The organism is Nonomuraea sp. NPDC052634 (genome assembly GCF_040678535.1).
Taxonomy (GTDB): domain Bacteria; phylum Actinomycetota; class Actinomycetes; order Streptosporangiales; family Streptosporangiaceae; genus Nonomuraea; species Nonomuraea fastidiosa.
In genome coordinates, this window is record NZ_JBFATY010000001.1 from 1,469,135 (window position 1) to 1,495,143 (window position 26,009).

23 protein-coding genes and 1 riboswitch are annotated in these 26,009 nt (G+C 70.8%); of the genes, 16 read left to right on the forward strand and 7 right to left on the reverse strand.

The genetic code is table 11. The features are described from left to right. Nucleotides 1-3: 3 nt before the first annotated feature. The gene (locus AB0K67_RS06695) at nt 4-990 is read left to right on the forward strand and encodes a glycosyltransferase family 2 protein (RefSeq protein ID WP_364053983.1); all 987 of its coding nucleotides are present in this window, start codon (nt 4-6) and stop codon (nt 988-990) included. A gap of 1 nt (nt 991) precedes the next feature. Then, the gene (locus AB0K67_RS06700; protein WP_364053986.1) at nt 992-2,269 is read left to right on the forward strand and encodes a polysialyltransferase family glycosyltransferase; all 1,278 of its coding nucleotides are present in this window, start codon (nt 992-994) and stop codon (nt 2,267-2,269) included. Here AB0K67_RS06700 and AB0K67_RS06705 read toward each other — a convergent pair. After that, nucleotides 2,253-3,419: a DUF6716 putative glycosyltransferase gene (locus tag AB0K67_RS06705; RefSeq protein ID WP_364053989.1), complete on the reverse strand. Its 1,167-nt coding sequence runs from the start codon at nt 3,417-3,419 to the stop codon at nt 2,253-2,255. The genes AB0K67_RS06700 and AB0K67_RS06705 overlap by 17 nt on opposite strands. Further along, complete coding sequence (locus AB0K67_RS06710; RefSeq protein WP_364053992.1) at nt 3,416-4,360, reverse strand: hypothetical protein; 945 nt, start codon at nt 4,358-4,360, stop codon at nt 3,416-3,418. The genes AB0K67_RS06705 and AB0K67_RS06710 overlap by 4 nt, the downstream gene beginning before the upstream one ends. Nucleotides 4,361-4,453: 93 nt before the next feature. Between AB0K67_RS06710 and AB0K67_RS06715 the strand changes: the two genes are divergently transcribed. From AB0K67_RS06715 to AB0K67_RS06725, 3 genes are all read left to right on the forward strand, one after another. Beyond that, complete coding sequence (locus AB0K67_RS06715) at nt 4,454-5,275, forward strand: aldo/keto reductase (protein WP_364053995.1); 822 nt, start codon at nt 4,454-4,456, stop codon at nt 5,273-5,275. 89 nt (nt 5,276-5,364) lie between these two features. Further along, nucleotides 5,365-6,318 carry a Gfo/Idh/MocA family oxidoreductase gene (locus AB0K67_RS06720; protein ID WP_364053998.1) on the forward strand — a complete coding sequence of 318 codons (954 nt, stop codon included), beginning with the start codon at nt 5,365-5,367 and terminating at the stop codon, nt 6,316-6,318. Nucleotides 6,319-6,435: 117 nt separating this feature from the next. Continuing rightward, nucleotides 6,436-6,572, forward strand: a riboswitch (cyclic di-AMP (ydaO/yuaA leader). A gap of 12 nt (nt 6,573-6,584) precedes the next feature. Then, on the forward strand, nt 6,585-7,283 hold the full coding sequence (locus AB0K67_RS06725) for a CHAP domain-containing protein (protein WP_364054001.1): 699 nt from the start codon (nt 6,585-6,587) through the stop codon (nt 7,281-7,283). A gap of 153 nt (nt 7,284-7,436) precedes the next feature. Here AB0K67_RS06725 and AB0K67_RS06730 read toward each other — a convergent pair whose 3' ends face one another. After that, nucleotides 7,437-7,871 (reverse strand): hypothetical protein, encoded by a 435-nt coding sequence (locus AB0K67_RS06730; RefSeq protein ID WP_364054003.1) that lies wholly within the window; start codon nt 7,869-7,871, stop codon nt 7,437-7,439. 113 nt (nt 7,872-7,984) lie between these two features. Between AB0K67_RS06730 and AB0K67_RS06735 the strand changes: the two genes are divergently transcribed. After that, nucleotides 7,985-8,524: a hypothetical protein gene (locus AB0K67_RS06735; RefSeq protein WP_364054005.1), complete on the forward strand. Its 540-nt coding sequence runs from the start codon at nt 7,985-7,987 to the stop codon at nt 8,522-8,524. Nucleotides 8,525-8,654: 130 nt separating this feature from the next. On the opposite strand, the gene AB0K67_RS06740 is transcribed toward AB0K67_RS06735, so the two are convergent. After that, nucleotides 8,655-8,963 carry a YciI family protein gene (locus AB0K67_RS06740; RefSeq protein WP_364054008.1) on the reverse strand — a complete coding sequence of 103 codons (309 nt, stop codon included), beginning with the start codon at nt 8,961-8,963 and terminating at the stop codon, nt 8,655-8,657. Nucleotides 8,964-9,738: 775 nt separating this feature from the next. Between AB0K67_RS06740 and AB0K67_RS06745 the strand changes: the two genes are divergently transcribed. The 6 genes from AB0K67_RS06745 to AB0K67_RS06770 are packed head-to-tail and all read left to right on the forward strand — an operon-like array spanning nt 9,739 to nt 16,359. Continuing rightward, nucleotides 9,739-11,079, forward strand: coding sequence for an extracellular solute-binding protein (locus AB0K67_RS06745; protein ID WP_364054011.1), 1,341 nt, complete (start codon nt 9,739-9,741; stop codon nt 11,077-11,079). Nucleotides 11,080-11,137: 58 nt separating this feature from the next. Then, complete coding sequence (locus AB0K67_RS06750; protein ID WP_364054014.1) at nt 11,138-12,094, forward strand: sugar ABC transporter permease; 957 nt, start codon at nt 11,138-11,140, stop codon at nt 12,092-12,094. Then, nucleotides 12,091-12,921, forward strand: a complete 831-nt coding sequence (locus tag AB0K67_RS06755) for a carbohydrate ABC transporter permease (protein WP_364054017.1) — start codon at nt 12,091-12,093, stop codon at nt 12,919-12,921. Before AB0K67_RS06750 ends, AB0K67_RS06755 begins: the two co-directional genes overlap by 4 nt. Next, nucleotides 12,918-14,330: a GH1 family beta-glucosidase gene (locus AB0K67_RS06760; protein ID WP_364054020.1), complete on the forward strand. Its 1,413-nt coding sequence runs from the start codon at nt 12,918-12,920 to the stop codon at nt 14,328-14,330. The genes AB0K67_RS06755 and AB0K67_RS06760 overlap by 4 nt, the downstream gene beginning before the upstream one ends. Further along, the gene (locus AB0K67_RS06765; protein ID WP_364054023.1) at nt 14,311-15,309 is read left to right on the forward strand and encodes a LacI family DNA-binding transcriptional regulator; all 999 of its coding nucleotides are present in this window, start codon (nt 14,311-14,313) and stop codon (nt 15,307-15,309) included. The genes AB0K67_RS06760 and AB0K67_RS06765 overlap by 20 nt, the downstream gene beginning before the upstream one ends. A gap of 54 nt (nt 15,310-15,363) precedes the next feature. Next, complete coding sequence (locus AB0K67_RS06770) at nt 15,364-16,359, forward strand: aminoglycoside phosphotransferase family protein (RefSeq protein WP_364054026.1); 996 nt, start codon at nt 15,364-15,366, stop codon at nt 16,357-16,359. Here AB0K67_RS06770 and AB0K67_RS06775 read toward each other — a convergent pair. Beyond that, entirely contained in the window at nt 16,303-18,528 is a 2,226-nt protein-coding gene (locus tag AB0K67_RS06775; RefSeq protein WP_364054029.1) for a M64 family metallopeptidase, read from the reverse strand. The genes AB0K67_RS06770 and AB0K67_RS06775 overlap by 57 nt on opposite strands. Before the next feature lie 142 nt (nt 18,529-18,670). Between AB0K67_RS06775 and AB0K67_RS06780 the strand changes: the two genes are divergently transcribed. From AB0K67_RS06780 to AB0K67_RS06790, 3 genes are all read left to right on the forward strand, one after another. Then, a complete protein-coding gene (locus AB0K67_RS06780; protein WP_364054032.1) occupies nt 18,671-19,867 on the forward strand; it encodes an FAD-dependent oxidoreductase in 1,197 nt (398 codons plus the stop codon). A gap of 91 nt (nt 19,868-19,958) precedes the next feature. Next, a complete protein-coding gene (locus AB0K67_RS06785; protein WP_364054035.1) occupies nt 19,959-21,296 on the forward strand; it encodes a class II 3-deoxy-7-phosphoheptulonate synthase in 1,338 nt (445 codons plus the stop codon). 179 nt (nt 21,297-21,475) lie between these two features. Beyond that, on the forward strand, nt 21,476-22,243 hold the full coding sequence (locus AB0K67_RS06790; RefSeq protein WP_364054038.1) for an SAM-dependent methyltransferase: 768 nt from the start codon (nt 21,476-21,478) through the stop codon (nt 22,241-22,243). Nucleotides 22,244-22,305: 62 nt separating this feature from the next. Here the strand turns inward: AB0K67_RS06790 and trxA are convergent, their stop codons facing one another. Together trxA and AB0K67_RS06800 are read right to left on the reverse strand one after the other, a co-directional pair. Beyond that, nucleotides 22,306-22,683 carry a thioredoxin gene (gene trxA / locus AB0K67_RS06795; protein ID WP_364054041.1) on the reverse strand — a complete coding sequence of 126 codons (378 nt, stop codon included), beginning with the start codon at nt 22,681-22,683 and terminating at the stop codon, nt 22,306-22,308. A gap of 117 nt (nt 22,684-22,800) precedes the next feature. Further along, nucleotides 22,801-24,516, reverse strand: a complete 1,716-nt coding sequence (locus AB0K67_RS06800) for an ExeM/NucH family extracellular endonuclease (RefSeq protein WP_364054044.1) — start codon at nt 24,514-24,516, stop codon at nt 22,801-22,803. 105 nt (nt 24,517-24,621) lie between these two features. Here AB0K67_RS06800 and AB0K67_RS06805 point away from each other — a divergent pair, with 105 nt between their 5' ends. After that, a complete protein-coding gene (locus tag AB0K67_RS06805) occupies nt 24,622-25,869 on the forward strand; it encodes a pentapeptide repeat-containing protein (protein WP_364054047.1) in 1,248 nt (415 codons plus the stop codon). The last annotated feature ends 140 nt before the right edge of the window (nt 25,870-26,009 follow it).

The window sequence follows — 26,009 nt, forward strand, 5'->3', positions numbered from 1 at the left end:
GCTTTGACCACGCTTTCGGTCGTCGTGCCGGTGCGGGACGGCGAGCGCCACATCGCCGACGCGCTGGCCTCCCTGTGCCGCAACGCGGCCCCCGGCTTCGAGTTCATCGTCGTGGACGACGGGTCCGCCGACGCCACGGCGGACATCATCGGCGGTTTCGCCGGTGACCTGCCGGGGCTGACCGTGCTGCGCCATCCCACGCCGGTGGGTCTTGCGGACGCGCGCAACGCGGGCCTGGCGGCGGCGTCCGGCCGGTACGTCACGTTCATGGACGGCGACGACTGGCTCGCCCCCGGCCACCTGGCACGGCTCGTCGCGGCGATCGACGGGCTCGGCTGCGACTTCGTGCGCACCGACCATGTGCAGGCGGAGGGCCGCAAGCGGGTCGTGCACCGCGCCCCGCTGGCGCGACGGGGCGTGGTGCTCGACCCCCGCGAGGCGATCCTGCCCGCCGGGGTGCGCACGATGGTGGACTACCCGTACGCCTGGGCGGGCGTCTACCGGCGCTCGCTCGGCGATCTGCTGCACTTCCCCGGCTCGCTGCACACCGCCGAGGACCGGCCGTGGATCTGGCGGCTGCACCGCGAGGCCGCCTCGTTCGCGGTGGTGTCGCTGGCCGGCGTGTTCTACCGGCGCATGGTGCCGGGCTCGCTCACCCAGGCGGGCGACGAGCGCCAGCTGCACTTCTTCGACGCCTTCGAGCTGGTGCTGAAGGACCTGGAGCCGGAGTTCCTGCCCAAGGCGGTGCGCAACTTCTGCGCGCTGCTCGCCCACCACCTGACCATCGGCGACCGGTTCACGCCGGAGCTGCGCGCCCGTTTCGCGGAGCGCGGCAGGGACATGCTGGCCACGCTGCCGCGGGAGATGGTGGCCGAGTCGCTGGCGGGCATGACCGCCGAGCGCGAGGCCGCCCTGCGTGACCTGCTGCCCGGCCTGCCCGCGTCATCGGGAGCGCGCGCCGGGGTCCGCCGCGACCGTGAGGAGAGGTGACGTGCAGGTCTTCTACGCCTCGACGCTGTTCGGGGCGATGTCGCTGGCGGCGGCCATCGACGACGGCCGCTTCGGAGACGACGGCCGCAGGCTGCTGATCGTCTCGACGAACGCGGCGGTGCCCGAGGTGGCGACGCCGCTGGACGAGACGCCCGGCTTCGCCGCGCTGCGCTCCCGCTTCCACGAGGTGCGCTCGTGGAACGAGCTGATCGCCCCGCTGCACCCGTCGGACTGGCGGGCCCGCGTCATCGAGGTGCCGATGCTGGAGCGCCTCATCGGCGCCCACTGGGGGCTGGACGGCGTGACGGAGCTGGTGCTGGAGTCGATCGCGGTGCCGCCCGCGCGGACGATCGCCGGGCTGGTGCGCGACTGCCCGATCACCGTCTACTCCGACGGGCTGATGAGCTACGGCCCCACCCGCGACCCGCTGCCCGCCGAGATCTTCCGCCGCATCACCCGGCTGCTCCATCTGGACCTGGTGCCGGGGCTGGCGCCGCTGCTGCTCAGCGAGTACGGCGTCGCCCCCGAGGCCTTGCCCGCCGAGCGTTTCCTCGCGGTCGTGGACGAGGTGGCGGTCTTCACGCGTGCCCAGGCGCCGGTCCCCCGGCCGGGGCAGGCGGTCATCCTGGGCCAGTACCTGTCGGCGCTGGAGATCGTCACGCCGGAGGAGGAGGCCGGGCTGCACGAGACGATGCTCAAGGCGCTGGCCGCCCGCGGCCACGCCCACGTCGTCTTCAAGCCGCACCCGGCCGCCGGACGCCGCCACGCCCGGCTCCTGCGGGCCGCCGCGAAGGCCGCGGGCGTGCGGCTGGAGGTGGCCGGGGAGAGCGTGCCCGCCGAGGTGTGCTTCTCCGCGCTGCGGCCCGAGCTGGTCGTGGGCTGCTTCTCCACGGCCCTGGTCACCGCGTGGCGCTACTTCGGGCTCCGGGTCGCCTCGTACGGGACGGACCTGGTGCTGGAGCGGCTGACCCCGTACGAGAACAGCAACAGGATCCCCGCCACCATCGTGGACGCGCTGCTGCCGCGCCTGTCGGCGGACGGCGGCGTCGAGCCGCCGCCGGAGACGGACCTGCCGGCCCTGGTGCGCGCGGTGGGCTACTGCATGCAGTCCGACGCCTATCCCGGCCTGCGGCCGGACGAGGGCACCGTGTTCGACCCGCGCTACTTCAAGCGCCGCCGGCTGGAGGCGCTGGGCCTGGCCGAGCCTCCGCCGCCGAAGCAGCAGACCCGGCCGGGCGCGCTCACCAGGATCCGCAGGAAGTTCAGGTCAGCGCTTTGAGATAGCGGCGCACGCGGCGCTTGGCCCGGTAGCCGACCCGCAGCATCTTGGGCGGCACCTCCACCCTGAGCCTGGCCCTGCGCCGCGCCGCCGCGTGCTCAGGCCCGTCGAGCAGCGACACGGCGGGCGTGCGCGGCCCCGACTCCACCAGTTCCGACAGCCGCCGCGCCCAGTCGTCGCGATCTGCGGGGTGGAAGTAATTGGCCGCGCACCAATCGGGCGATGCCGTGCGGAAGCGGCCCTGCGCCAGGTCGTCGAGCGTGCCCAGCAGGCCGCTGCCCTCGAACACCAGGTTGATCATCTCGGCGCTCACCCCGAAGTCGCCGAGCACCAGCGACGGCACACCCATCGCGATGGCCTCCAGCGCCGCCGTCGAGCTGACCGTGACGAACCCGGCCGCCTGCTCCAGGTGCTCGCGCATCGACCCGGCTGCGAACGCCAGCCGCCCCGGCTCCCCCATCTCCCGCCACAGCCGCTGGTACGGCAGCCGCTCGTTGTGCGTCTGCCGCTCGCCCTCCAGGGCGCGCAGCTTGACCACGACCTCCAGGTCCGGCCGGACGGCGGCCAGCGCGGCCAGCGACCGCAGGATCTGCTCGCGCTGGTCGCGCCGGCGCGGCACCTTGGCCTGGGTGGCGAACACCACCCGGTCGCCGCCGCCGGCGCCCCGCTGGGGCCGCAGGAACGGCAGCCTGGCCAGTCCCACCGCGCCGCCGCCGCCGAGCCTCGCGGCGATCTCGGAGAACTCGGCGACCTCGCGTTCGCTGTGCACCACGAACAGGTCGCAGCCGCTGCGGAACGTCCACGCCTTCTCGGTGGCCGGCACCGAGATGCCGGGCAGCCCGGAGACGAACACCGGGCGCGGCTTCAGCCCGTCGAGCACGTCGGCGACCAGCACGTCCACCACCGGGCCCGTGCAGGCCACGAGGATCGCGTCCGGCCGGGTGCGCTCGGCCAGCCGCCGCACCGACCGCGCCGACAGCACCGGCGGCGCGGGTAGATCGCCCACTGCGGCGGCGATCTGCTCGGGCGAGGGAGCGATCGGCGTGCGCACCACGACCACCTCCGTCGCGCACTCCGATGGCAGATCGCCGAGCAGGCAGGCCGCCCACTTCAGATACGAGTCGGAGTCGGCGACGGCCAGCACTCTCACCCGGGAACTCCTGTCAAATGCGAGCGCAGGGCGGGCGCCGCCCTGCTGGTCCACCAGTCATCGGGAACGTCCACCGGCTCGACGGCGACGCCGCGCGGGCTGAGCAGCACGCGCAGCGACGTGATCGCGGTCGAGGGGAGGCTGAGCACGCGCTGGCCGGCACCGAGGCCGCGCAGCGTCAGCTCGGCGGGCACGCCGGCGTCGTGGACGGTGATCCCGGGGCGCTCCCGGATCAGCGCGACGTCCACGGGGTCCTCGCGGCGGTGCGGGTAGTAGGCCAGGGGCTCGCGCGCGGCCAGGTCGGTCAGCCAGCGCAGGTAGTGGTCGCGGCGGACGAGGCCGTTGCGCACGAGCGCGGTGCCGAGCACCACCGTACGCTCGGCCGGGCACTCGGCGCTCGGCGGCTGGGCGCGCAGCCAGGCGAACTCGTGGTGTACGAGGTGCACGCCGGCGCGGCGTACGGCCTCGGCAAGCGCGTCGTCCACGGGCAGCGCGGTGAAGATCGACACGTCGCTGAGGCGCAGCCGGACGGCCGCGGCCAGGCCGAGTGCCCTGCGCAGCGGCCCCGGCGCTGCGCGGGCGCGCAGCAGCGGCCGGAACGGGCCTCCGGCGAGCAGTTCGAGCAGCCGCAGCGTGGCCAGCCCGTCGTCGACCACCACGACGCGGCCCGGTCTGGACAGCAGCCAGCGCAGCTGCACCTTGCCGGAGAAGGCGTCGCCCACGGCCTGCACGTGGCGCGGCATGCGCTCACGCGGCTCGGCCAGCTCCAGGCCCTCGGGCAGCGCCATGGAGCGCAGCTCGCGCCTGGTCGCCTTGAGCGGGCGCAGGCCGGCGCGCGGCACGATGGCGGTGGCCGGGCCGAGCAGCCCGGCATGGTGGGCCTCGACGGCGCACAGCATCTGGAGCGGGGACTCCACCCAGGCCGACGCCTGTTCGACCACTCCTGCCCTCCCGGGTGATGGGCCGTTCACGACCGCTTCAAGCTAGCCCCACCGCCTTAAGCCGCCAGAAACGCGACGTGAACAATGGAGGGTATGAACTCGCTCATGCTCAACACGGACGGCGTGCAGATCCCGCAGCTCGGGTACGGCGTCTGGCAGGTACCGGCCGAAGAGGCCGAGCAGGCGGTCCTGACCGCGCTCAAGGCCGGCTACCGGCACATCGACACCGCCGCCGCCTACGGCAACGAGGAGGGCGTGGGACGCGCGGTGCGCGCCAGCGGGCTGCCCCGCGAGAAGGTGTTCGTGACCACGAAGCTGGCCAACGGCCAGCACCACCGCGCCGAGGCCGCCTTCGAGGAGTCGCTGGCCCGGCTCGGCCTCGACTACGTCGACCTTTACCTCATTCACTGGCCGATGCCCCAGCACGACAAGTACGTGCAGGCGTGGAAGGCCATGGAGAGGATCTACCGGGACGGCCGGGCCAAGGCCATCGGCGTGTCCAACTTCACGGTCGAGACGCTCACCCGGCTCATGAACGAGGCCGACATCGTCCCCTCGATCAACCAGATCGAGCTTCACCCGTACTTCCAGCAGCGCCAGATGCGGGAGTTCCACGAGGCCAACGGCATACTCACCGAGGCGTGGAGCCCGCTCGGCCAGGGCAGGGGGCTGCTCGACGACCCGGCGCTGCGGGTGCTGGCCGACAAGCACTGTAAGACGCCCGCGCAGATCGTGCTGCGCTGGCACCTCCAGATCGGCAACGTGGTGATCCCGAAGTCGATCACGCCGGCCAGGATCGCCGAGAACATCGACGTCTTCGACTTCTTCCTCGACGACGAGGACCTCGCGGCCATCAGTGCGATGAGCAGGGGGCAGCGACTCGGGCCCGACCCCGGCACATTCCACGGGGTGTGAATGTGACGGATGTGACTACCGGACATTTCTGATATTTCCGGCACCACCCGCCATTTAAGCGTTTTTACCTTCCGTATACGATCGCCGGCGTGCGAGATTTCACTTGGGGAATAGCCGCCACCGGCGGCATCGCCCGTACCGTGGGCAAGGTGATCGTGGCGGAACCCGGCATGCGGGTGGCCGCCGTCGGATCGAGAAGCCTGGACAGGGCGCAGGCCCTGGCGGCGGAGCTGGGCGCCGAGTCGGCGTACGGCTCCTACGAACAGCTGTGCGCGGACCCGGCGGTGGACGCCGTCTACGTCGCCACCCCGCACGCCCAGCACCTGCAGGTGGCCGAGGCCGCCATCGCGGCGGGCAAGGCGGTGCTGTGCGAGAAACCGCTGGCCGCGACCGTGGACGACGCCGAGAAGATGGTGCGCCTGGCCCGCGAGGCGGGGGTCTTCCTGATGGAAGCGATGTGGATGCGCTTCAACCCGCTCATCCAGCTGATCAAGGACGACCCGCGCTTCGGCGAGATCCGGTCGGTGCAGGCCAGCTTCGGCTTCGCCCACCCGTACGACCCCGCGCACCGGCTGTGGGCGCCGGAGCTGGGCGGCGGAGCCCTGCTCGATCTGGGGATCTACCCGTTCGGGCTGGCCCAGCTCCTGCTCGGCATGCCCACCGGCCTGCACGTCACCGGTAAGCTCGCCCCGAACGGCGTTGACGCGGAGGCGGCCGGCGTCTTGCTCTACCCCGGCGGCAAGCACGCTCTCGTGGCGACCTCATTGCTCGGGAATTACCCGAACCAGGCCAGCGTTGTGGGTACTCAGATGCGCGCGGACATCCAGGCGCCGTTCTGGGCACCGCAGCGGATCGTGCTCTCCGGGCCGTCGATGGAGCCGGAGGAGCACGTACTCAATCCGGCGGACAACGGTTACGCCGGAGAGCTCCGCGAAGTCCGCGCCGCCACGGCCGAAGGCAGGACCGAATCCTCGATCATGCCTCTTGACGAATCCCTTGCCATGATGGGGCTTCTGGCCGAGGCTCGCAGTCAGCTCGGCTGACTTTACTTTTATGGATTTGTAATCCTCTTGCCTCGTGTATTACCTTATGGGGCATCTTAAGGCATACGTCCGGTTTGTCCGGCTATGTCAGACCATCGCACGAAAGATCACAGGTTTGTCCTGTGACCGCTGAATCCGCCACGTGCGGAACCGGGGACCCACGTCCTTTGGGGTGAATCGGCACTTCGGTGCCGTAGGGCAGCTTCCACGCCCGAACCCGTCAGCTAACCCGGTAAGCGGCATGGAAGCAAGGAGTAATCCCCTCGATGGCCAAGCACCGTCTTACCGCTGTCTCGAAGAACACCATTGCCCGCGCCGTGCTCGGCGCCGGCGTCCTGGCCTCGGCCCTCGGCGTCCCCACCGCGGCCCACGCCGACACCTCGATCGCCGTCGCCGCGGCCACCGCCGCGAAGCACCCGGACACCGCCCGCTCCGCCCACAAGGCGGGCGAGCGGGACGAGACGAAGATCAACGTCACCGCCGACCAGGTGCTCGCGGTCGCCAGGTCACAGATCGGCACCTCCGAGAACGCCAAGGGCGGCGGCACCCCGTACCAGCAGTGGTACGCCAACTCCCAGCGCGCGGCCGAGACCGTCGCCCGCGACGGCGGCAGCCGTACCGCTTACCTGAACGCCGCCTGGTGCTCGATGTTCGTCTCCTGGGTCGGCGAGAAGACCGGCGCCCGCCCGCAGGTCGGCTGGGACGCCTGGACCGTCGCCCACGCCAAGTGGTTCGCCGCCAACAAGCGCTTCGGCCACGAGGCCAAGCCCGGCGCCGTGGTGTTCTTCTCCTGGAAGGGCGGCAAGGCGCTGAAGGACATCCAGCACGTCGGCTTCGTCGTCAAGGACAACCGCGACGGCACCATCACCACCATCGAGGGCAACACCGGCAACGGCAAGGTCGAGGAGCGGGTCCGGCCCAAGTCGCAGGTCGTCGGCTACGGCTACCCCGAGTACGCCTCCTGACGCACTCCCACCGGCGGGTGCTCCCACCTTCTTCGTGACGGCAGAACGCGTGCCCCATCACCGGGGTGCGCGTTTCGTCATGCAGGGCTCTCGAACGCCCGGCGCTGGACGGCGTCAAGCTCGGCGTAGAGCCCCGGGACCGCGACGAGGTCGTCATGCGTGCCGCACTGCACGATCCGGCCGCCGTCGAGTACGACGATGAGGTCCGCCATCCGCACCGTCGGGAAGCGGTGGGTGATCAGCAGCGTGACGGCTCCTGGATGGCACTTCGCCGCCTCGGCGTACCGGGCGAAGACCGCGCTCTCGGACGGGGCGTCCAGCGCGGCGGTCGGCGACCGCGGACGTGGCCGTCTCCGACAAGCTCAGCTCCAGGCGGGCGGTCTCGGCGGTCTGCTCAGTGGCGGCGTCGATGCGTGCGGCGGCGCGGCCGCGTACCAGCAGCGAGGGCAGCACGGCCGCTCCGAGCAGCAGCGGAAGCAGCGGATGCACGGCGGCGAGCAGCGCCACGCCCAGCCCGATCCGCACGGCGTGCTCGGCCACCAGGGCGAGCGCCCACACCGCGAAGTACAGGTCCCTGCTCTCCCGCAATCAATCCAATGTGATCACATCGGTGTGCTACACCCGGGACGGCGACCCGGCACGGTTGGGCCGGTCAATCCGGTGTGATCACATTGGACATCACCTGGGCTTACGATGCTTCGGTGATCCATGGTGAGCGGCCGTCGCACGACGAGCTGGTGTCGATGCTGGGAGTGCCCATCACGGTCGAGGACGCCCGCGCCCGCTGGGGCGGGCTCATCGAGGAGGCGAAGAGCGGCCGGACCGTCATGATCATCCGCGAGCGCTGGGAGTGGGCCGCGCTCGTGCCGCTGTCCAAGGTGGGCGGGGTGCTGACCGGCCTGCCGCTCGTGGGGCTGTCCACCGCGCGGTCCAAGCTGGGCGACCTCGTCCGCCAGGTCGCCGACCCGTACAGCGAGCCGGTGGTGCTCGGACGGCACCGCAAGCCCGTCGCCGGCCTGGTCGGCGCGCACGTCCTGCTCGGCAAGGAGGGCCCCGAACGCCCGTCCGCCGCCGACGCGCTGCTGGTCGGCGGCCACACGATCACGCTCACCCACAACCCGGCCGAAGGGCTGGTGCTGGCCGTCGCCCGCGACCGCGACGGCAGGGAGGTCTCCGCCGGTGCGGGTCACAACGCCCGCGAGGCGCTGCGGGACCTCTCCGAGCCTCCGCCGTGGCCGTGACGGGGCCGTCCACCGGGAAAGGCCGCCCGGTACGGCCGGCTCATCGGCCGCGGGCCGGCCGCGCCGCGGCAGGCGGAGGCCGCCCGGCCGCCGGACGGCGCTTCACCTGAGACCTCGGCGGACCACCGTCTCAGCCGACGGCCCGCGCTCCGAGCATCTCGGCGAGCACCGGGTGCGCCCGCCCCACGTCGATCGTGGTGATCGTGTACGCGGCCACCCCGGCCACCACGAACGGGTCCTCCGCCGCGATCCGTTCGGCCTCCTCGCGATCGACCCCGCACACCACGATCGCCCCGCCCACGGACGTGGGCACCGTCTGCCCGGAGGCCAGGAACACGCCCGCGCGATGGTGCCGCTCCAGGAATGCGACGTGGGCGGCGACGTACGGCCCGGCCGCCTCCTCCGAGCCCGTGTAACGCAGCAACAGCAGATGCAACATCTCACTCCCCTGCTCATCAGTGCCGCCCCATGATGGCACCCACCCCGCACGGACTCCGGTGAGCTGTCCCTTCCCAGCGCCTTTACGTTGTAGATTTCTGAGAACGGAACGCCGTACAGCCGCGACACGGTGCGCTGCTCGGCGGCGAGATCCGCCCACCCGCTCGACGCGGCCCCCCTTCGCCGGCACACGCCGGCCTTCGCGCTCATCCGCCCGCCGAGCCCCAGCTCAGCAGCTTCGGCAGGGACGGATGGAAGGCGCACAGGCGGAGCCTCGCCGAAAACGCGGCTCACCCCCGCGGCGGGCGACACCCAGCCTCGCCGCAACTCGGTCGCCCACGCGGCGGCACAGAGGCAGAGCGCAGGGCCGGTGGGAGCGATGAACACTCCCACGCCGCCCGAGCGCGCCTCGAGCGGCCATCCGGCGCGGCGCACCTCGCCGAGCACACCCCGGCCCGGCCGCTCCCCGCGCCGGCCCGGCCGCCCCCTGGCCACGGGGCGATCCGACCGGCGCTCGAGCGGGGGAGACATGCCCCGATGCGACACAAAAGATGCCTCTTGTGATGGGAGCGCTCCCAATCAGCTCTTTGCGCAGTATATCCCCATAAATCCGGTTTCATTCTTCCAAACCGCCCCATTGGTAACGGTTACGTTTCGCAGCATTGACGGGCCACCCACGCAAGTGCACCCTTTGTGGGAGCGCTCCCAAAAGTTCCACCGCGGCAGAGCGCATGTCGCGGTGCCCTCACATCAATCACCCCCAGAAGGGCTCCACCATGATGATCAGGAAGCGTCGCGGCACCCTGGCCGCGGCCTCGGCGCTGACCGCGGCGGCGCTCGCCGTCGCGTCGTGCGGTTCCGGCGGCACCGCAGAGCAGAGCGGCGCCTCGGCATCCTCCTCAGCCTCGGGGCCGATCACCATCCGCCTGCAGACGTTCGGCGGCGGCAGCAACTTCGGCTACAAGAACGCCGTCGACAAGTGGAACGCCGAGCACAAGGACATCCAGATCCAGTACGAGAACCTGACCGACCAGTTCGAGCAGCAGTACTGGCCGCAGATGATCCAGTGGCTCCAGGCCGGCAGCGGCGCGGGTGACGTGGTCGGCATCGACGAGGGCGGCATGGGCCTGGCCAAGGCGCGCAGCGAGTGGTGGGCGGACCTGAAGGAGTACGGCCTGGAGTCGCGCAAGGCCGACTACCCCGCCTGGAAGTGGGAGAACGGCGTCACCGCCGACGGCAAGCTGTTCGCGCTGGGCACCGACGTCGGCGGCATGAGCCTGTGCTACCGCAAGGACCTGTTCGAGAAGGCCGGCCTGCCGAGCGACCGCGACGAGGTCAGCGCGCTCTGGCCGACCTGGGACGACTACCTCAAGGTGGGCGAGAAGTTCCAGTCGAAGGTCAAGGACACCAAGTGGGCCGACGGCACCAACACGCTGTACCAGGTGGTGCTGTACCAGGAGGCGGAGAAGAACGGCGGCGTCTCCTACTTCGACAAGGACAACAACCTGATCGTCGACAAGAACCCGGCGGTCAAGACGGCCTTCGACTTCGCGACGAAGCTGAGCCAGCAGGGCCTGACCGCCAAGCTGCGCAACTTCACCGAGGAGTGGGCGACGGGCACCCAGAAGGGCGCGTTCGCCACGCTCGGCTGCCCGTCCTGGATGCTCGGCGTGGTCAGCGACAACGCCGGTGAGGACGCCAAGGGCAAGTGGGACGTGGCCGCGGTGCCGGGCGGCGGCGGCAACTGGGGCGGCTCCTGGCTGGCCGTGCCCAAGCAGTCGAAGCACCCGAAGGAGGCGGCGATGGTCGCCGACTACCTGACGCAGGCGGAGACGCAGGCCAGCGTCTTCAAGGACTTCGGCAACATGCCGAGCAACACGAAGGCGCAGCAGGACCCGGCGGTGCAGGGCGCGAAGAACGAGTTCTTCAACGACGCCCCCGTCGGTGAGATCTTCGCCAAGTCCGCCTCCAGCCTCCAGCCGGTCTTCCTCGGCGTGAAGCACGCCCAGGTCAAGAACGCCATCGAGTCGGTCATCCAGGGCGTGGACGACGGCTCGGTCCCGTACGACAAGGCCTGGCAGCAGCTGGTCGACGACGCGGTGAAGGCCGCGGGCTGATCTCCCGCCCGGCCCGCCTCAGGGGCGGGCCGGGCCTGTTGCCGCCGAAAGGTCTGTTATGAGCCTCGACCCCCTTCCGCGGGCGACGCGGAGCAATCACCGCCGCGCCCGCCCGCCCGGCAGCCGCTGGCGTTCCCGTCTGGACGTCAAGGCGATGCCGTACGTCCTGGTGTCCCCGTACTTCCTGCTGTTCGCCGCCTTCGGGTTCTTCCCGCTGGCGTTCACGCTCTACTACTCGCTGTACGACTACGACCTGACCGGCACCGTCGAGTGGGCCGGGCTGGGCAACTACGCGGCGCTGCTGAGCGACGACGACTTCTGGCGGGCCACGATCAACACCGTGGCCATGTTCATCATCGCCACCGTCCCCCAGATGCTGCTCGCGCTGTTCCTGGCCAACGCGCTGAACAAGCGCATGCGGTTCCGCCTCGCGCTGCGGATGAGCGTGCTGCTGCCGCTGGTCACGTCGGTGGTCGCGGTCGCGGTGGTGTTCACGCAGCTGTTCGCCCGCGACTGGGGCCTGGTCAACTGGATCCTCGGCATGTTCGGGGTGGACCCGCTGAACTGGCGTGCCGAGCGCGTTCCGTCGTGGATCGCGATCGCGACCATGGTCGACTGGCGCTGGACCGGCTACAACGCGATCATCTTCCTGGCCGGCATGCAGACGATCCCGCGCGATCTGTACGAGGCCGCCTCGATCGACGGGGCCTCGCAGCGCCGGCAGTTCTGGCAGATCACGCTGCCGATGCTGCGCCCCACGATGATCTTCGTGGTGCTGAACTCCACGATCGGCGGCCTGACGCTGTTCTCCGAGCCGATGACGTTCTACAACGGCAATCCGGACGGCGGGTCGCAGGGCCAGTTCCAGACGGTGGCCATGTTCGTCTACAAGGAGGCGTTCCGTGAGTTCGACTACGGCTACGCCTCGGCGGCGGCCTGGCTGCTGTTCCTGCTGATCCTCATCGGAGCGGCGATCAACTTCGCGTTCGTGCGCAGGATCGGGGGCACGCGATGACCATCTGGAAACCGACCGTCCTGACGCGGGTGCTGCTCGGCCTCGCCATCTTCCTGTCGGCGTTCCCGCTGTACTGGATGCTGGTCATCGCCTCGCGGACGAACTCCGACGCGGTGGCCTCGCCGCCGAAGTTCCTGCCGGGCGGCAATCTGGGGCAGAACATCCTCGCGGTGCTCCAGCACCCCGAGGCGAAGTTCGTGGCCGGGCTGACGAACTCGTTCATCGTGGCGAGCGTCGTCACCGTCTCGGTGATCATCATCTCGACGCTGGCCGGCTTCGCGTTCGCCAACCTGAACTTCCGCGGCAGGAACGCGCTGCTGCTGCTGGTGCTGCTGACGATGGCGGTGCCGCTGCAGCAGATGGGCGTGGTGCCGCTCTACCGGCTCATGGTGAGCCTGGAGTGGACGGGCACGCTCAAGGCGGTCATCCTGCCGTACCTGCTCAACGGGTTCGGCGTCTTCCTGATGACGCAGTACACGCGCCAATCGGTGCCGATGGAGCTGGTCGAGGCCGCCCGGGTGGACGGCGCCGCCACGCTGCGCATCTGGTGGAACGTCGTGCTGCCCGCGGTGCGGCCCGGCATGGCCGTGCTCGGGATCAACACGTTCATGCTCATGTGGAACGACTACATGTGGCCGCTGATCGTGCTCAACCAGGACAACCCGACCGTGCAGATCGCGATCAACGGCCTCAACGCGAGGTACTCCACGGAGTACTCGTTGATCTTCGCGGGCACCGCGTTGTCCATCATTCCGCTCATCGCAGTATTCGTCGCATTCGGCCGCCAGATCGTCGGCGGCCTCATGGAAGGTGCGGTCAAAGCGTGACGACACAAGAGGAACAGACGCGTTCCGGGCTGCGCTTCCCTGCGGGCTTCGCGTGGGGGGCCGCGACCTCGGCGTACCAGATCGAAGGGGCGGTCGCGGAGGACGGGCGCGGCACGTCCATCTGGGACACCTTCACCAAGAAGCCGGGAAAGGTGCTCAACGGGCACAACGCGGACGTGGCCATCGACCACTACCACCGCTACCGGGAAGACGTCGCCATCATGGCGCAGCTGGGCCTGTCGGCCTACCGGTTCTCGGTCTCCTGGCCTCGCATCCAGCCCACCGGCTCGGGCCGGATCAACCAGAAGGGCCTCGACTTCTACCGGCGGCTCTGCGATGAGCTGCGCAAGCACTCCATCGACCCCTGGCTGACCCTGTACCACTGGGACCTGCCCCAGGCGCTGGAGGACGAGGGCGGCTGGCCCAACCGCGACACCGCCTACCGCTTCGCCGAGTACGCGGCGGCGGTCCACGATGCGCTCAAGGACTACGTCCACACGTGGAGCACGGTCAACGAACCATGGTGCGCCGCGTTCCTCGGCTACGCCTCGGGCGAGCACGCCCCCGGCCGCCGCGAGCCGGAGAACGCGATCAGGGGCGCGCACCACCTCAACCTGGCCCACGGGCTGGCCGTGCAGGCGATGAACGCCCGCCGGGTCGGCGGCTGCGTCAACCTGTACGCGGTGACGCCGGAGACCGACAGCGAGCGCGACCTGGACGCGGCCCGCCGCATCGACGGGCTGCAGAACCGGTTCTTCCTGGACGCCATGCTGCTCGGCCGCTACCCGGAGGACGTGCTGGCCGACCTGCCGATCGAGCCGGACGCCTACATCCAGCCGGGCGACATGAAGATCATCAACGCGCCCATCGACGTGCTGCTGGTCAACTACTACAGCCGCTTCACGGTCTCGGGCGCTCCCGGCGGCAGGCAGTCGGCGGCCGCGGCGCCCACCGACTCGGGCTCGCCGTGGGTCGGCAGCGAGCACGTCTCGTTCGTCAGCGGGGGCCGCCCGGTGACGGCGATGGGCTGGGAGATCGACGAGAGCGGCCTGGTGGAGATCCTCACCAGGGTGGCGCGCGAGTACCCGCCGATCCCGATGGTGGTCTCCGAGAACGGCGCCGCCTTCGACGACGTGCTGGAGGACGGCCGGGTCCACGACACGGAGCGCCGGGCGTACGTGGAGGCGCATCTGGGCGCCTGCAAGGAGGCCATCGACAAGGGCGTGCCTCTTGAGGGCTATTTCGCCTGGTCGTTGATGGACAACTTCGAGTGGGCCTGGGGTTACGGCAAGCGCTTCGGCCTCGTTCGGGTGGACTTCGAGACGCAGGAGCGGGTGCTGAAGGACAGCGCACTCTGGTACTCGGAGATCATCCGGCAGAATAGGCGTTATGAACCGACCGACTCTTGAGGCAGTCGCTGCTCGGGCCGGGGTGGGCCGGGGCACGGTGTCGAGAGTCATCAACGGCTCGCCGAACGTCAGCGCGAAGGCCCGCGAGGCCGTCGAGCTGGCGATCCGCGAGCTGGGCTACGTGCCCAACCGTGCGGCGCGCGCCCTGGTGACGCGCCGCACGGACACGGTGGCGCTGGTGGTGTCCGAGTCCCAGTTCCGCGTCTTCGACGAGCCGTACTTCGCGGGCACGATCCGCGGCATCGGCTCGGCGCTGGCCGAGACCGGGTTGCAGCTCATCCTCGCGATGGCGCGCACCCCGGAGGAGCACGCGCGGCTCGAGCACTACCTGACGGGCCAGCACGTCGACGGCGTGCTGCTGCTGTCCCTGCACGGGGCCGACCCGTTGCCGGGCAGGCTGGAGGCGATGGGAGTGCCGACCGTGCTGGGCGGCCGCCCCGTCGGCCTCGACCCCTACAGCTATGTGGACATGGACAACAGGGCAGGGGCCAGGCAGGCGGTCAAACACCTGCTGAGCCTCGGCCGCACCGCGATCGCCACGATCGCCGGCTCCCAGGACATGGGTGTGGGCGTCGACCGGCTCTCGGGCTACCGAGACGCGCTGCTGCCGACGGGCCTTCCCGAGCTCGTGGCCTACGGTGACTTCTCCGAGCACAGCGGCGCGGCCGCGATGACCGAGCTGCTGCGCGCCCACCCCGATCTCGATGCGGTCTTCGCCGCCTCCGACCCGATGGCGCTGGGCGCGATGCGCGTGCTCAAGGCCGAAGGGCGCCGGATCCCCGACGACGTGGCGGTGATCGGCTTCGACGACTCCAAGGCGGCGCTGCACGCCGACCCGCCGCTGACCACGGTGCACCAGCCGACCGAGGCGATGGGACGGCAGATGGCGCAGCTTCTGGTGGCCCGCATCAACGGCGAAGAGCTGCGCCAGCCCGTGGTGATCCTCGACACTCACCTCGTACGCAGGGAGTCCGCCTGACGGACCGGCGCGCACGCGGGTGAGCAGCGGCACGAGAGGCAGGGTGAGGCCGCCATGGACAGCAGGACCAAACGCCGCTTAGCGGCGGCCGAGCTCGACGCCCTGGCCCGCCGTGCCGTCGGGGCGGGCGTCGCCTCGGCCACCGAGCTGACCGACGGCTACGCCAACGCCGTGTGGCGGCTCGCGCTGGACGACGGCCGCGAGGCGGTGCTCAAGCTGAGCCCGCCTCCCGATCTCGACCAGCTCAGCTACGAGCGCAACCTGCTGCGCATGGAGGCCGTCGCCATCGAGCTGGCGGCGCGGGCGGGCGTGCCGGTGGCGGGCCTGCTGCGCGCCGGGTTCGACGACCCGGTGCTGGGCGGCGACTACCTGTTCCTGGCCGCGCTCGACGGGGTGTCCTGGAACGACGTCAAGCCGGACGGCGAGGCCGCGCTGCGCAGGGAGCTGGGCCGGCATCTGGCGCGCTTCAACAGCGTGACCGGCGAGGTGTTCGGCTACCCGCACGCCGGCATCACCGGCCCCACCTGGCGGGCGGCGTTCCTCGCGATGGTGGCGGCGCTGCTGGGCGACACCGAGCGCTACCCGACGCCGCTGCCGCTCCCGCCCGCCGAGATCATGGCGATCGTCGAGGCGGCGGCGCCCGTGCTCGACGAGGTGACCACGCCCCGGCTGGTGCACTTCGACGTGTGGGCGGGCAACGTCTTCCTCGACCTGACCGGGCCGCCGAAGATCCAGGCCATCATCGATCACGAGCGCGCCTTCTGGGGCGACCCGCTGGCCGAGTTCGTCACGCCGACGATCTTCGGCGAGCTGGCCGGCGACGACCCGCTGCTCGCCGGCTACCGCGAGGTGACACCGCTGGAGCTCACCCCGGCGGCGCGCGTCCGCATCGACCTCTACCGCGCCTACCTCTATCTGATCCTGCTCATCGAGAACGGACCCCGGCAGTACCCGCCGGACGAGTACGCCAGGGTCCGCACGATCGCGACCGCGTCACTGACGGACGTGCTGGACCGCCTCGTACGCGCGGCCGCGCGCCCCGTCGGGTAGGTCGCCGCAGCCGCTGCCGCCCTTGACCGCGTTCGGCACGCCCAGGTCGGCCGGGGTGCCGCCGGAGCAGGACAGCGCCCCCGTGATCGTGCTGCCGGACAGCACGGCCGTGCCCGTCAGGCCGGTGAGCCGCGCCGCGCCGCGCAGGTCGGCGCCCACGACGGTCAGGTTCTCCGCGCCGTGCACCGCGAGCGCGCCGTTCACCCGGGTGCCGAGCAGGTGCACCTCGGCGGGCCGGTCCGCGCTGAACGCCCCGGTGATCCGGCCGCCCGACGCCACCAGCGACGCGCCGCGCCGTACCGTGACCGCGCCGGTGACCTCCGCGCCGTCGAGGCAGGTGACGCCGCCGGTGACGGTGAGCGGGCCCCGGTGCGCGCCGGTGATCGTGCGGGTGCAGGCGGGCGGCGGGGCGATCGTGGTGACGGTGAAGCTCCTCGGCTCGCCGTAGTTGCCCGCCGCGTCCATCGAGCGGTACTCGATCGTGTGCCGGCCGCGCGGCAGCTTGCCGTACACCAGGGAGTCGATCTCCGTGCCCTCCTCGGAGAACCTCCACGGCAGCTCGGACGAGGTGGGCCAGCCGAAGTAGTTGAACCAGCCGTCGCCGTCCACCCGCGACTCCGAGACCACGTAGCCGTCGTGGTCGTCCTCGCCGGTCAGCTTCATCGTGAACGGGCCGTTGTAGACGTAGGCGTCGGCGGACCTGGCCAGTGGCTCCGACAGCTCGTACGCGGTGCGCGGCGCGGTCGCGTCCACCGTCCAGGTGCGGGTCTCGCCCGCCAGGGTCGCGGTGAGCGTGTGCGTGCCCTCGGGCAGGTCCAGCTCGCCGAGGTCCAGGTCGGTGCCCTGGTACCGGCGGCCGTTCAGCGTCCAGGTGACCTCGGGGAGCGACGTGGCCGGGTGGGTGGTCTCGACGTACACGACATCGTCGCGGCCCACCGGGCGGTCCGTCGGCGTGGAGGAGACGAACGCCGGCCGGGTGGCGTCCGGCGGGGTGGTGATCGCGGTGTCCACCGTCCAGGTGCGGGTGGCGCTGACGGCCTTCCTGATCTCCGGATCCCTGATGAACTCGGTGGGGTCGGTGACCGTCGCGGTGACCGTGTGCCGGCCCGGCGACAGCTCCAGCGTGCGCAGGTCGAGCGCGTCGCGGCCGCCCTCGATCTCCTCGCCGTCCACCGTCCAGGTGGTGACCAGGGAGTGGCCGACGGGCCGCATCGGCTCCACCCACAGCACCCGGTCCGCGCCCACCGGGGCCTCGGCCGGCGTCGCGTCCTGGATGACCGCGGTCTTGGCGGTGATGCGCTGCACCATGACCTCGCGGCCGACCTGGTCGTAGGCGTAGCCGAGGGTCTTCATCATGGAGTGGGCGCTCGGCCGCCACACGCCCGTCGTGTAGTACAGGCCGCCCTCGTAGCGGCCGATCTTCCCGCCGGACTCGCTCTCCTCGCCCAGCCAGCGCCACCACTTCGTGCGCTGCTCGCGCATCTGCTGCTCGGTCAGCAGCGTGTGGTGGGCCGACGCCGGCTCAGGTCCGGTGTAGGCGCCGCCGGGGACGCCGCGCTGGTAGTAGTCGTACTCGTCCTGCAGGCCGCCCAGCGAGTGGCCCAGCTCGTGCGGGCTGATCAGGGCCGACATGCTGTTGCTGCCCGAGGCGGTGGCGTACGCGCCGCCGGCGCCGCCGTACGTGCCGCTGTTGGCCAGCGCGAGGATCTGCCGGTTGCCCGCGTCGGTGCCGGTGACCATGTCGGCGTAGCGGGTGGCGGCCGCGTTGTCCATGGTGATCAGGCGCTGCACGCTCGAGGGGTTGCAGCCGCCCCAGAAGCCCATGCCGAGCGGCGTGTCCCGGCGCGGCGCGTCCAGGCCGGGATCGCAGCTGATGCCGGACTCTCCGGAGACGATGTCGATCCGGTACACGTTGATGTAGTTCCGGTACGACTTGAACGGCTCGATGGACCACATCACGTTGAGATGCCGGTCCACGTCGGCGCGGTACTCGTCCTGCTCGGCCTCGGTGTAGCCGTCGCCCATCACGATCAGGTTGAACCGTTTGGCCGGTGCTCCGGTGACCTGCACGGGCACGACGGTGGCCGAGCCCGGCTCGGCGGCGTGCGCGGGCGCTGCCGGAGCGGTGAACACGGTGGCGGCCAGTGTCACGGCCGCGAATATACGCATGATCGCACTATCGGGTGATCAGACCCGATAGTCCATCTCGTTCCGATCACGCCTTGGGGCTCATCGCTTGGCGCACGAGCCCTCCCGGATGGCCCTCGGCGAGCGAGAACCCGAGAGGTAGAATCTCATTAGGTGATGAATTATGGGAACTGTCATAGCGGGAGGCGGCCCGGCCGGTGCGATGCTGGCCCTTCTCCTGGCCAGGTCAGGCGTCGAGGTGACGCTGCTGGAGAAGCACAACGACTTCCTGCGGGACTTCAGAGGCGACACCATCCACCCCTCGACCCTGCAGGTGCTCGACGAGCTGGGCCTGGCGGAGGAGTTCCACAAGCTCCCCCATTACAAGGCGTACAACCTCAGCCTCGTCTCGGACTCCGGCGCCATCAGGCTGGCCGACATGAGCCACCTGCCCGGCAAGTTCCACTACATAGCGTTCGTCCCGCAATGGGACTTCCTCACGCTCATCACGCGGGCGGCGGCCCGGTACCCCACGTTCAAACTGCTCATGAACGCCGAGGCCACGGACCTGATCCGCGAGAACGGCGCGGTCCGCGGGCTGCGCTACCGCGACCCGTCAGGCGAGCACGAGATCAGGGCCGACCTGACCGTGGCCGCCGACGGCCGTACCTCGGTGCTGCGCGCGAAGGCCGGCCTGGTGCCGCAGGACCTCGGCGCGCCCATGGACGTGGTGTGGTTCCGGCTGCCCCGGGAGCCGGGCGACCGGCAGGACCCGTTCCTGCGGATCGCGAAGAACCGCCTCATGGTCGCCATCAACCGGGGCGACTACTGGCAGCTCGCGTACGTGATCATCAAGGGCGGCTACGACCGCCTGACACGCCAGGGCATCGACGCGCTGCGCGGGCCGGCCGCCGAGCTGCTGCCCTGGCTGGCCGGCCGGACCGAGCTGATCAGGAGCTTCGACGACGTCAGCGTGCTGACCGTCCGCCTCGACCGGCTGCGCCGCTGGCACCTGCCGGGGCTGCTGTGCATCGGCGACGCCGCGCACGCGATGTCGCCCGTCTTCGGCGTGGGCATCAACCTGGCCGTGCAGGACGCGGTCGCCACCGCCAACCTGCTGGCCGGACCGCTCAGGTACGGCAGGCCGCTCCCCGAGCGGGCGCTGCACCTGGTGCAGCGGCGCCGCATGCCGCCCACCCTGATCACGCAGGCGGTGCAGCGGTTCGTGCAGGACAGGTTCATCAGCCCCGCGCTCACCGACGGCTTCGACCCCGACAGGCTGCCCCGCGACCTGACGCGGATCCCGGTGCTCAACGCGCTGGCGGCGCGGATGATCGGCCTCGGCGTACGGCCCGAGCACCTCTTGGCAAAGGAGCCTTGACCTCCTCTGGGTTCGCACCCGTATAACCGCATTCTCACAACGTGGACAAGGGGGTCGGTGGGGTCGAGCCAGTGGAATACCCTCGTATCTCGTGAGCAGCAATCTAGTGGATCTCGATTCCTGGCGAGCCCTCCCCGCGGCACAGCAGCCTGACTGGCCCGACCGCGGCGAGCTCGACAAGGTTGTCGCCGAGCTCGGCGGCCTGCCCCCGCTGGTCTTCGCCGGCGAGTGCGACCAGCTCAAGGAGCAGATGGCGGCCGTAGCGCGCGGTGAGGCGTTCGTCCTGCAAGGCGGCGACTGCGCTGAGACGTTCGCGGGCGCGACCGCCGACAACGTGCGGCAGAAGCTGAAGACGTTGCTGCAGATGGCGATCGTGCTGACCTATGCCGGCCGGGTGCCGGTCGTCAAGATCGGCCGGGTCGCGGGGCAGTTCGCCAAGCCGCGCTCGAAGCCCACCGAGGTCCGCAACGGCGTGGAGCTGCCGGCGTACCGGGGCGACATGGTCAACGGGTTCGACTTCACGCCGGAGGCCCGCACGCCCGATCCGTGGCGGCTGCTCAAGGCGTACCACTCCTCCGCCGTGACGCTCAACCTGGCCCGCGCCTTCACCAAGGGCGGCTACGCCGACCTGCGCCAGGTGCACGCGTGGAACCAGGACTTCGTCGCCGAGTCACCCGCGGGCCGCCGCTACGAGCAGCTGGCCAGGGAGATCGACCAGGCGCTCGCCTTCATGCGGGCCTGCGGGGCCGACCCCGAGGAGTTCCACACGGTCGAGTTCTACTCCTCGCACGAGGCGCTGATCCTCGACTACGACCGTGCGCTCACGCGCATCGACTCGCGCACGGGGCTGCCGTACGACGTGTCGGCCCACATGGTCTGGATCGGCGAGCGCACCCGCCAGCTCGACGGGGCGCACGTCGACTTCTTCTCCAAGATCCGCAACCCGATCGGCGTCAAGCTCGGGCCCACCACCACGCCCGACGAGGCGCTCGCGCTGGTGGAGAAGCTCAACCCGGCCAACGAGGCGGGGCGGCTGACGTTCATCACCAGGATGGGCGCATCCAAGATCCGCGAGCACCTGCCCGCGCTGGTCAAAGAGGTCACCGCGTCCGGCGCGCGGGTCGCGTGGGTGTGCGACCCGATGCACGGCAACACGTTCGAGGCGCCGAGCGGCCACAAGACGCGGCGCGTCGACGACGTGCTCGACGAGGTGGCCGGCTTCTTCGAGGTGCACCGCTCGCTCGGCACCCACCCCGGCGGCATCCACATCGAGTTCACCGGTGACGACGTGACCGAGTGCGTGGGCGGCGGCCACGAGATCAACGAGGCCGATCTCGCCACCCGCTACGAGACGGCCTGCGACCCGCGGCTCAACCGCAGCCAGTCGCTCGACCTCGCCTTCCAGGTGGCCGAGCTCTACCGCGGCTGACGCGTCGCTTACTCAGCGTGGCCGGACGGCGGGCCGGAGTGATACTCCGGCCCGCCGTTCGCGCTTTTCGATAAAGAGTGATCCAGGTCTCATCGGCGGGCATTCCGGAACCTGAGAGAAAGGTGAGGTATGAGAGCTATGATCGCCCGCAAAAGCTCTCATATTTCAGGAGAAATGACGTGGCTGGTGCTCCGGAGGGGGTCGACCCGAACGTCCCCAACGTCGCGCGTATGTACGACTACTTCCTCGACGGCAAGGACAACTTCGCGGCCGATCGGGCAGCGGCCGAAGAGATCTTGAAGAAATTCCCGCACACCAAGGAAGGCGCCAGGGCGAACCGCGACTTCCTGCGCCGCGCCGTGCGCTATCTGGTGGACGCCGGCATCGAGCAGATCGTGGACCTGGGCGCCGGCCTGCCCACGCAGGGCAACACGCACGAGATCGCCCCGCAGGCGCGCGTCGTCTACGTGGACTACGACTCGGTGGTGTGCGTGCACGGCAGGGCGCTGCTGGCCAGGAAGGAGAACGTCGACTTCCTCCAGGCCGACGTGCGCGAGCCGGACGTGCTGCTCGGCAAGCTGCGCGGGCTGATCGACTTCGACAAGCCGGTGGCGTTCCTGATGCTGGCGCTGCTGCACTTCATCGAGGACGAGCACGCCTACGACCTGGTGGCCAAGCTGCGCGCGGCCAGCGTGCCCGGCAGCTACCTGGTGATCAGCCACGCCGTCGACCCGACGCCGGACATCACGCCGCAGGCGCTGGAGATCTACAAGAAGTCGACGGCCCAGCTCAACCTGCGCACGCGCGAGGACATCGAGCGCTTCTTCGAGGGCTACGAGCTGGCCGAGCCCGGGCTGACGTTCCCGGCCCGCTGGCGTCCCGACGAGGAGAAGCCGCTCGGCGACAACATCACGTTCGGCTACGTCGGCGTCGCACGCAAGCTCTGACGCCGGCCGCACGCGCGTGAGGCCCCGCCGTCGTCCGGCGGGGCCTCACGCGTGTCGGAAGCTCAGTTCTGCTGCTGGGCGTTCTTCAGCTCCTCGGCGAGCTCGGCCCTGATCGCGTCCATGTCGAGGGCCCTGACCTGACGGATGAGGTCTTCAAGCGCGGGCGCCGGAATGGCGCCGGCCTGCGCGAAGACGACGATGCCGTCGCGGATGGCCATCAGCGTCGGGATCGAGGTGATGTCGAACCCCTGAGCCAGCCCCTGCTCAGCGTCGGTGTCAATCTTGCCGAAGGTGATGTCCTCGTGCTTGTCCGACGCCTGCTCGAAGATCGGACCGAACTTCTTGCACGGCGGGCACCACTCGGCCCAGAAGTCGAGCAGCACGATCCCCTTGTCGGCGATCTCGTTGAAGTTCTTCTCGGTTACTTCGATGGTCGCCACAAGTGGCTCCTTGCTCGTTGTCGCTAGCAGTGCATCCGTCTCAACCACGTACCCACACCCAGCATTCCATGCTCCGGCGCCGGGCGCGGCCCCTCTTGGCGACCGCGCCCGCGCGGATCAGCGGCCGCCGGGCAGGTTCAGGCCGATGACCAGGGGATCGTGGTCGGAAGATCGGTAGGCGTCGGGCCGGTAGAGATCCGGCGGATTGAACTCGGTGTTGTAGTCGCGGATGCGCGGCTCGTCGGCGTTGATGTGCCAGATCGTGGCGCCGCTGACCCGCTTGAGCAGCTGCCGGCCGACGAGGGCGTGGTCCAGCTCGCCCGCCAGCCCGTCGAACAGGTAGCTGTAGCGCTGCCCGGCGGGCACGAACCGCTTGGTGACACTGGCCAGGCCGCCCGCTTCGAGCGTGCGGATCGGGTCCTCCTCGCCGTAGGCGTTGAGGTCGCCGAGCACGATCGGGTGGGGCAGGTCCTGCTCCTCGATGATGCCGAGCAGGGCCTTGGCCTGGGCGACGCGGGTGGCGTTCCAGCAGCTCTGGCCGTCGCCCTGGTCGGCGTCGGGCCCGCCGGACGGGCAGCTTCCCTTCGACTTGAGGTGGTTGACCAGCATGGTGAACGGCTGGCCGCCGCCCTTCCTGCGGAAGGTCTGGATCAGCGGCGGACGGCTGAACACCGGGTCCTGCGACGACGTCGCCGCGCCGACCGGGGTCAGTTTGCCCGGCTTGTAGATGATGCCGACCTGGATGGCGTCGGTGCCGGGGTACGGGTGCGCGAGCGCGGCGTACGTACCGGCGCCGACCTCGGCGTTGACCGCGTCCACGAGCGCCTGGAGCGCGGTCTGGCCGTTGTTCTCGACCTCCATGAGGGCGACCGCGTCGGCGTCGAGCCCCTTGAGCGCGGACACCAGCTTGGCGAGCTGGCGCCGCTGCTCCTCCGCGTTGTCCGCGCCGCGCGAGCCGAGCGTGGTGAACCAGTTGAGGGTGTTGAAGGAGGCCACCTTGACGTTGCCGCCCACCCGGGCCGGCCTGGCCGGGCGCGGGCCGGCGCTCGCGTACGCGATGGGCTCGGTGGGCTGGAGCCGGTAGGAGCCGAAGCCGTAGCCGAGCACGCCGGTGACGCCGCGCGCCACGTCGCCCGCGCGTACGACGGGCGGCAGCGTCGCGGGGTTCTCCCGGGTGGAGGCGTCGTCCACGAGCAGCGCGCGGCGCTCGTTCCCGGCGGCGTCCACGCCGTGCCGGTCGGTCGGCTGGAAGAGCCGGCCCTGCGCGGAGAGCGTGACCTCGCCGTAGCGGCCCAGGTTGTAGTGGTCGCTGACGGTCAGCGGCTGCGGGAAGGTCAGCAGCATGTTCTCGACCTGCTCCAGGCTCGCGCCCGCCGCCACCGGCAGCCGGTACGGCAGCGGCGCCACCCGGCCCGTGCCGCAGACGTCCACGGCGGTGACGGGCGACAGCTCGGTCCAGCCGTTGTACTCGGTGACCGTGCCGGTGATCAGGACGCGGTCGCCGACCTTGACGTCCCTGACCGACTCGCGGGCGTACGCGAACAGCCCCTCGGACGTGGCCGGATCGGCGTCGGGCCGCGGATCCTGCAGGAAGAAGCCGCTGAGCTGGTCGGTCCGCTGGAAGTCGGCGGTGACGACGCCTTCGACGCGCACGGTCTGTCCGGCCAGAGGGCTGGCGTCCCCGGCGCCCTGAACCTGCGCGATGCGGTGGGAGGCGGGGGTGGCGCAGGCGGCGCTCGCCCCTGGAGCGGGGTCGGCGGCGGCCGGGGCGGCGGGCAGCGCCGCGCAGGCCGCGACGACGGCGGCCAGGGACGCTCGCGATAAAGCTTGCATGTCCGGCACTTTACGGCTAATTCTGGCTGCCTATTTCCACATAAAGATGGCTAGAACATTAAATTGTCGAACCTTGACATCGGCGGTTGCGGGTATCACTTGTGCATGGACTGGGTCACCTGCGCGCATTCCGCTGGTTGCACAGGAATCGCTAGCCGTCCCACCGGCCTGTGCCTTGCCCACCTCGGCCCCGAGGATTCGCGCGCGGCGCTCGCCGGGCTCTCCCCCGGCCGCCTGCTCGACCTGCGCGGCACCACCGTCACCAGTACCCTGCTCGGCATGGTGCTCGACGCCACCGGCGGCCGCCCGGGACGCGCCCGCCTCGACCGGGCCAGGTTCACCGGCGACGTGCGGCTGTCCGGGGTGACCTTCTGCGGCGACGTGTCCCTTGACGGCGCCAGGTTCGACCGGTTGGCCTCGTTCTTCGGGGCCCGTTTCGAGGGCAACGTGTCGCTCGCGGGCGTCAGGTTCGGCCGCGAACTGTCCTTCCATGGCGTGACCGTACGCGGGCACGTCTCGCTCGACCAGGCCGTGATGTCGCGCGACGCGCTGTTCAGCGAGGCCGACTTCGGGCACGGGCTGTCGTGCGAGCGGGCCAGGTTCGACGGGTACGCCACCTTCGACGGCGCCGGCCTGGGCGACGGCGGGGTCTTCAGGGGCGCGCGCTTCGGCCGTACGCTGTCGTTCCGCAAGGTCAGGGGGCACGCCTGGTTCGAGGCCGCCCACTTCGCCTCCGACGCCTACCTGTCGGCCACCGGCCGGCTGTCGGCGGCCAGGGCGCGCGCCGACGGGCTGCTCGACGTGGCGGTGGCGCGCTGCGGCGTCGACCTGCGAGGCGTCGAGGTGACCGGCCCGGCCAACGTGCGCCTCACCGACTCCCAGGCCGATCTGGAGGGCGCGGTGCTGCACGGCCCGGCCACCGTGACCGGGCGCGGCAGGTCCACGCTCACCTCGCTGCGCCATGTCGACGCCGGCGACCTCGTCCTGCACGGGCTCGACCTGACGACGTGCCGCTTCGCGGGGCTGGTGCACCCGTCGGGGGTGCGGGTCGAGGACTGCACGTTCGCGTTCACGCCGCGCGGGGTGCGGCTCAGCCTGCGCTGGCCGATGCTGCGCCGGCTCTCCCGGCGGCGGGCACCGGCCGGCGAGCGCACGCTGCACGGGAGCGAACACAGCGGAGAACACGGAAGCGGAAGCCGCGGCGACGGCCCCGACGACACCGGCGCCGCGCCCGACGGGCCGGCCGCCCTCTACGCGGGCCTGCGGCCCGGCGACCAGGCCACCGACGCCGGCTTCGCCTTCGCCACGACGGAGATGCGCCGCCGAGCCGGTCACGGCCGGTGGGGGCGCTGACCCGGGCGGCCGTTCTGTGAGACACGGATTCCGGTACGACGCGGCTTCGCGCACCGGCGAGCACGCGTCCCCGGCGCGCCGGGTCGTTCCGCGGCAAGGGCGGCCTGGACAGGCCGCACCGGACGCGTCCCCGGCTCACT

Excerpts from the sequence above, each read along its gene's own strand:
- AB0K67_RS06800 (WP_364054044.1), bottom strand. The coding sequence starts at position 24,516 with ATGCAAGCTTTATCGCGAGCGTCCCTGGCCGCCGTCGTCGCGGCCTGC.
- AB0K67_RS06715 (WP_364053995.1), top strand. The coding sequence starts at position 4,454 with ATGAACTCGCTCATGCTCAACACGGACGGCGTGCAGATCCCGCAGCTC.
- AB0K67_RS06775 (WP_364054029.1), bottom strand. The coding sequence starts at position 18,528 with ATGCGTATATTCGCGGCCGTGACACTGGCCGCCACCGTGTTCACCGCT.
- AB0K67_RS06725 (WP_364054001.1), top strand. The coding sequence starts at position 6,585 with ATGGCCAAGCACCGTCTTACCGCTGTCTCGAAGAACACCATTGCCCGC.
- AB0K67_RS06745 (WP_364054011.1), top strand. The coding sequence starts at position 9,739 with ATGATGATCAGGAAGCGTCGCGGCACCCTGGCCGCGGCCTCGGCGCTG.
- AB0K67_RS06770 (WP_364054026.1), top strand. The coding sequence starts at position 15,364 with ATGGACAGCAGGACCAAACGCCGCTTAGCGGCGGCCGAGCTCGACGCC.
- AB0K67_RS06750 (WP_364054014.1), top strand. The coding sequence starts at position 11,138 with ATGAGCCTCGACCCCCTTCCGCGGGCGACGCGGAGCAATCACCGCCGC.
- AB0K67_RS06755 (WP_364054017.1), top strand. The coding sequence starts at position 12,091 with ATGACCATCTGGAAACCGACCGTCCTGACGCGGGTGCTGCTCGGCCTC.
- AB0K67_RS06780 (WP_364054032.1), top strand. The coding sequence starts at position 18,671 with ATGGGAACTGTCATAGCGGGAGGCGGCCCGGCCGGTGCGATGCTGGCC.
- AB0K67_RS06805 (WP_364054047.1), top strand. The coding sequence starts at position 24,622 with ATGGACTGGGTCACCTGCGCGCATTCCGCTGGTTGCACAGGAATCGCT.
- AB0K67_RS06765 (WP_364054023.1), top strand. The coding sequence starts at position 14,311 with ATGAACCGACCGACTCTTGAGGCAGTCGCTGCTCGGGCCGGGGTGGGC.
- AB0K67_RS06740 (WP_364054008.1), bottom strand. The coding sequence starts at position 8,963 with ATGTTGCATCTGCTGTTGCTGCGTTACACGGGCTCGGAGGAGGCGGCC.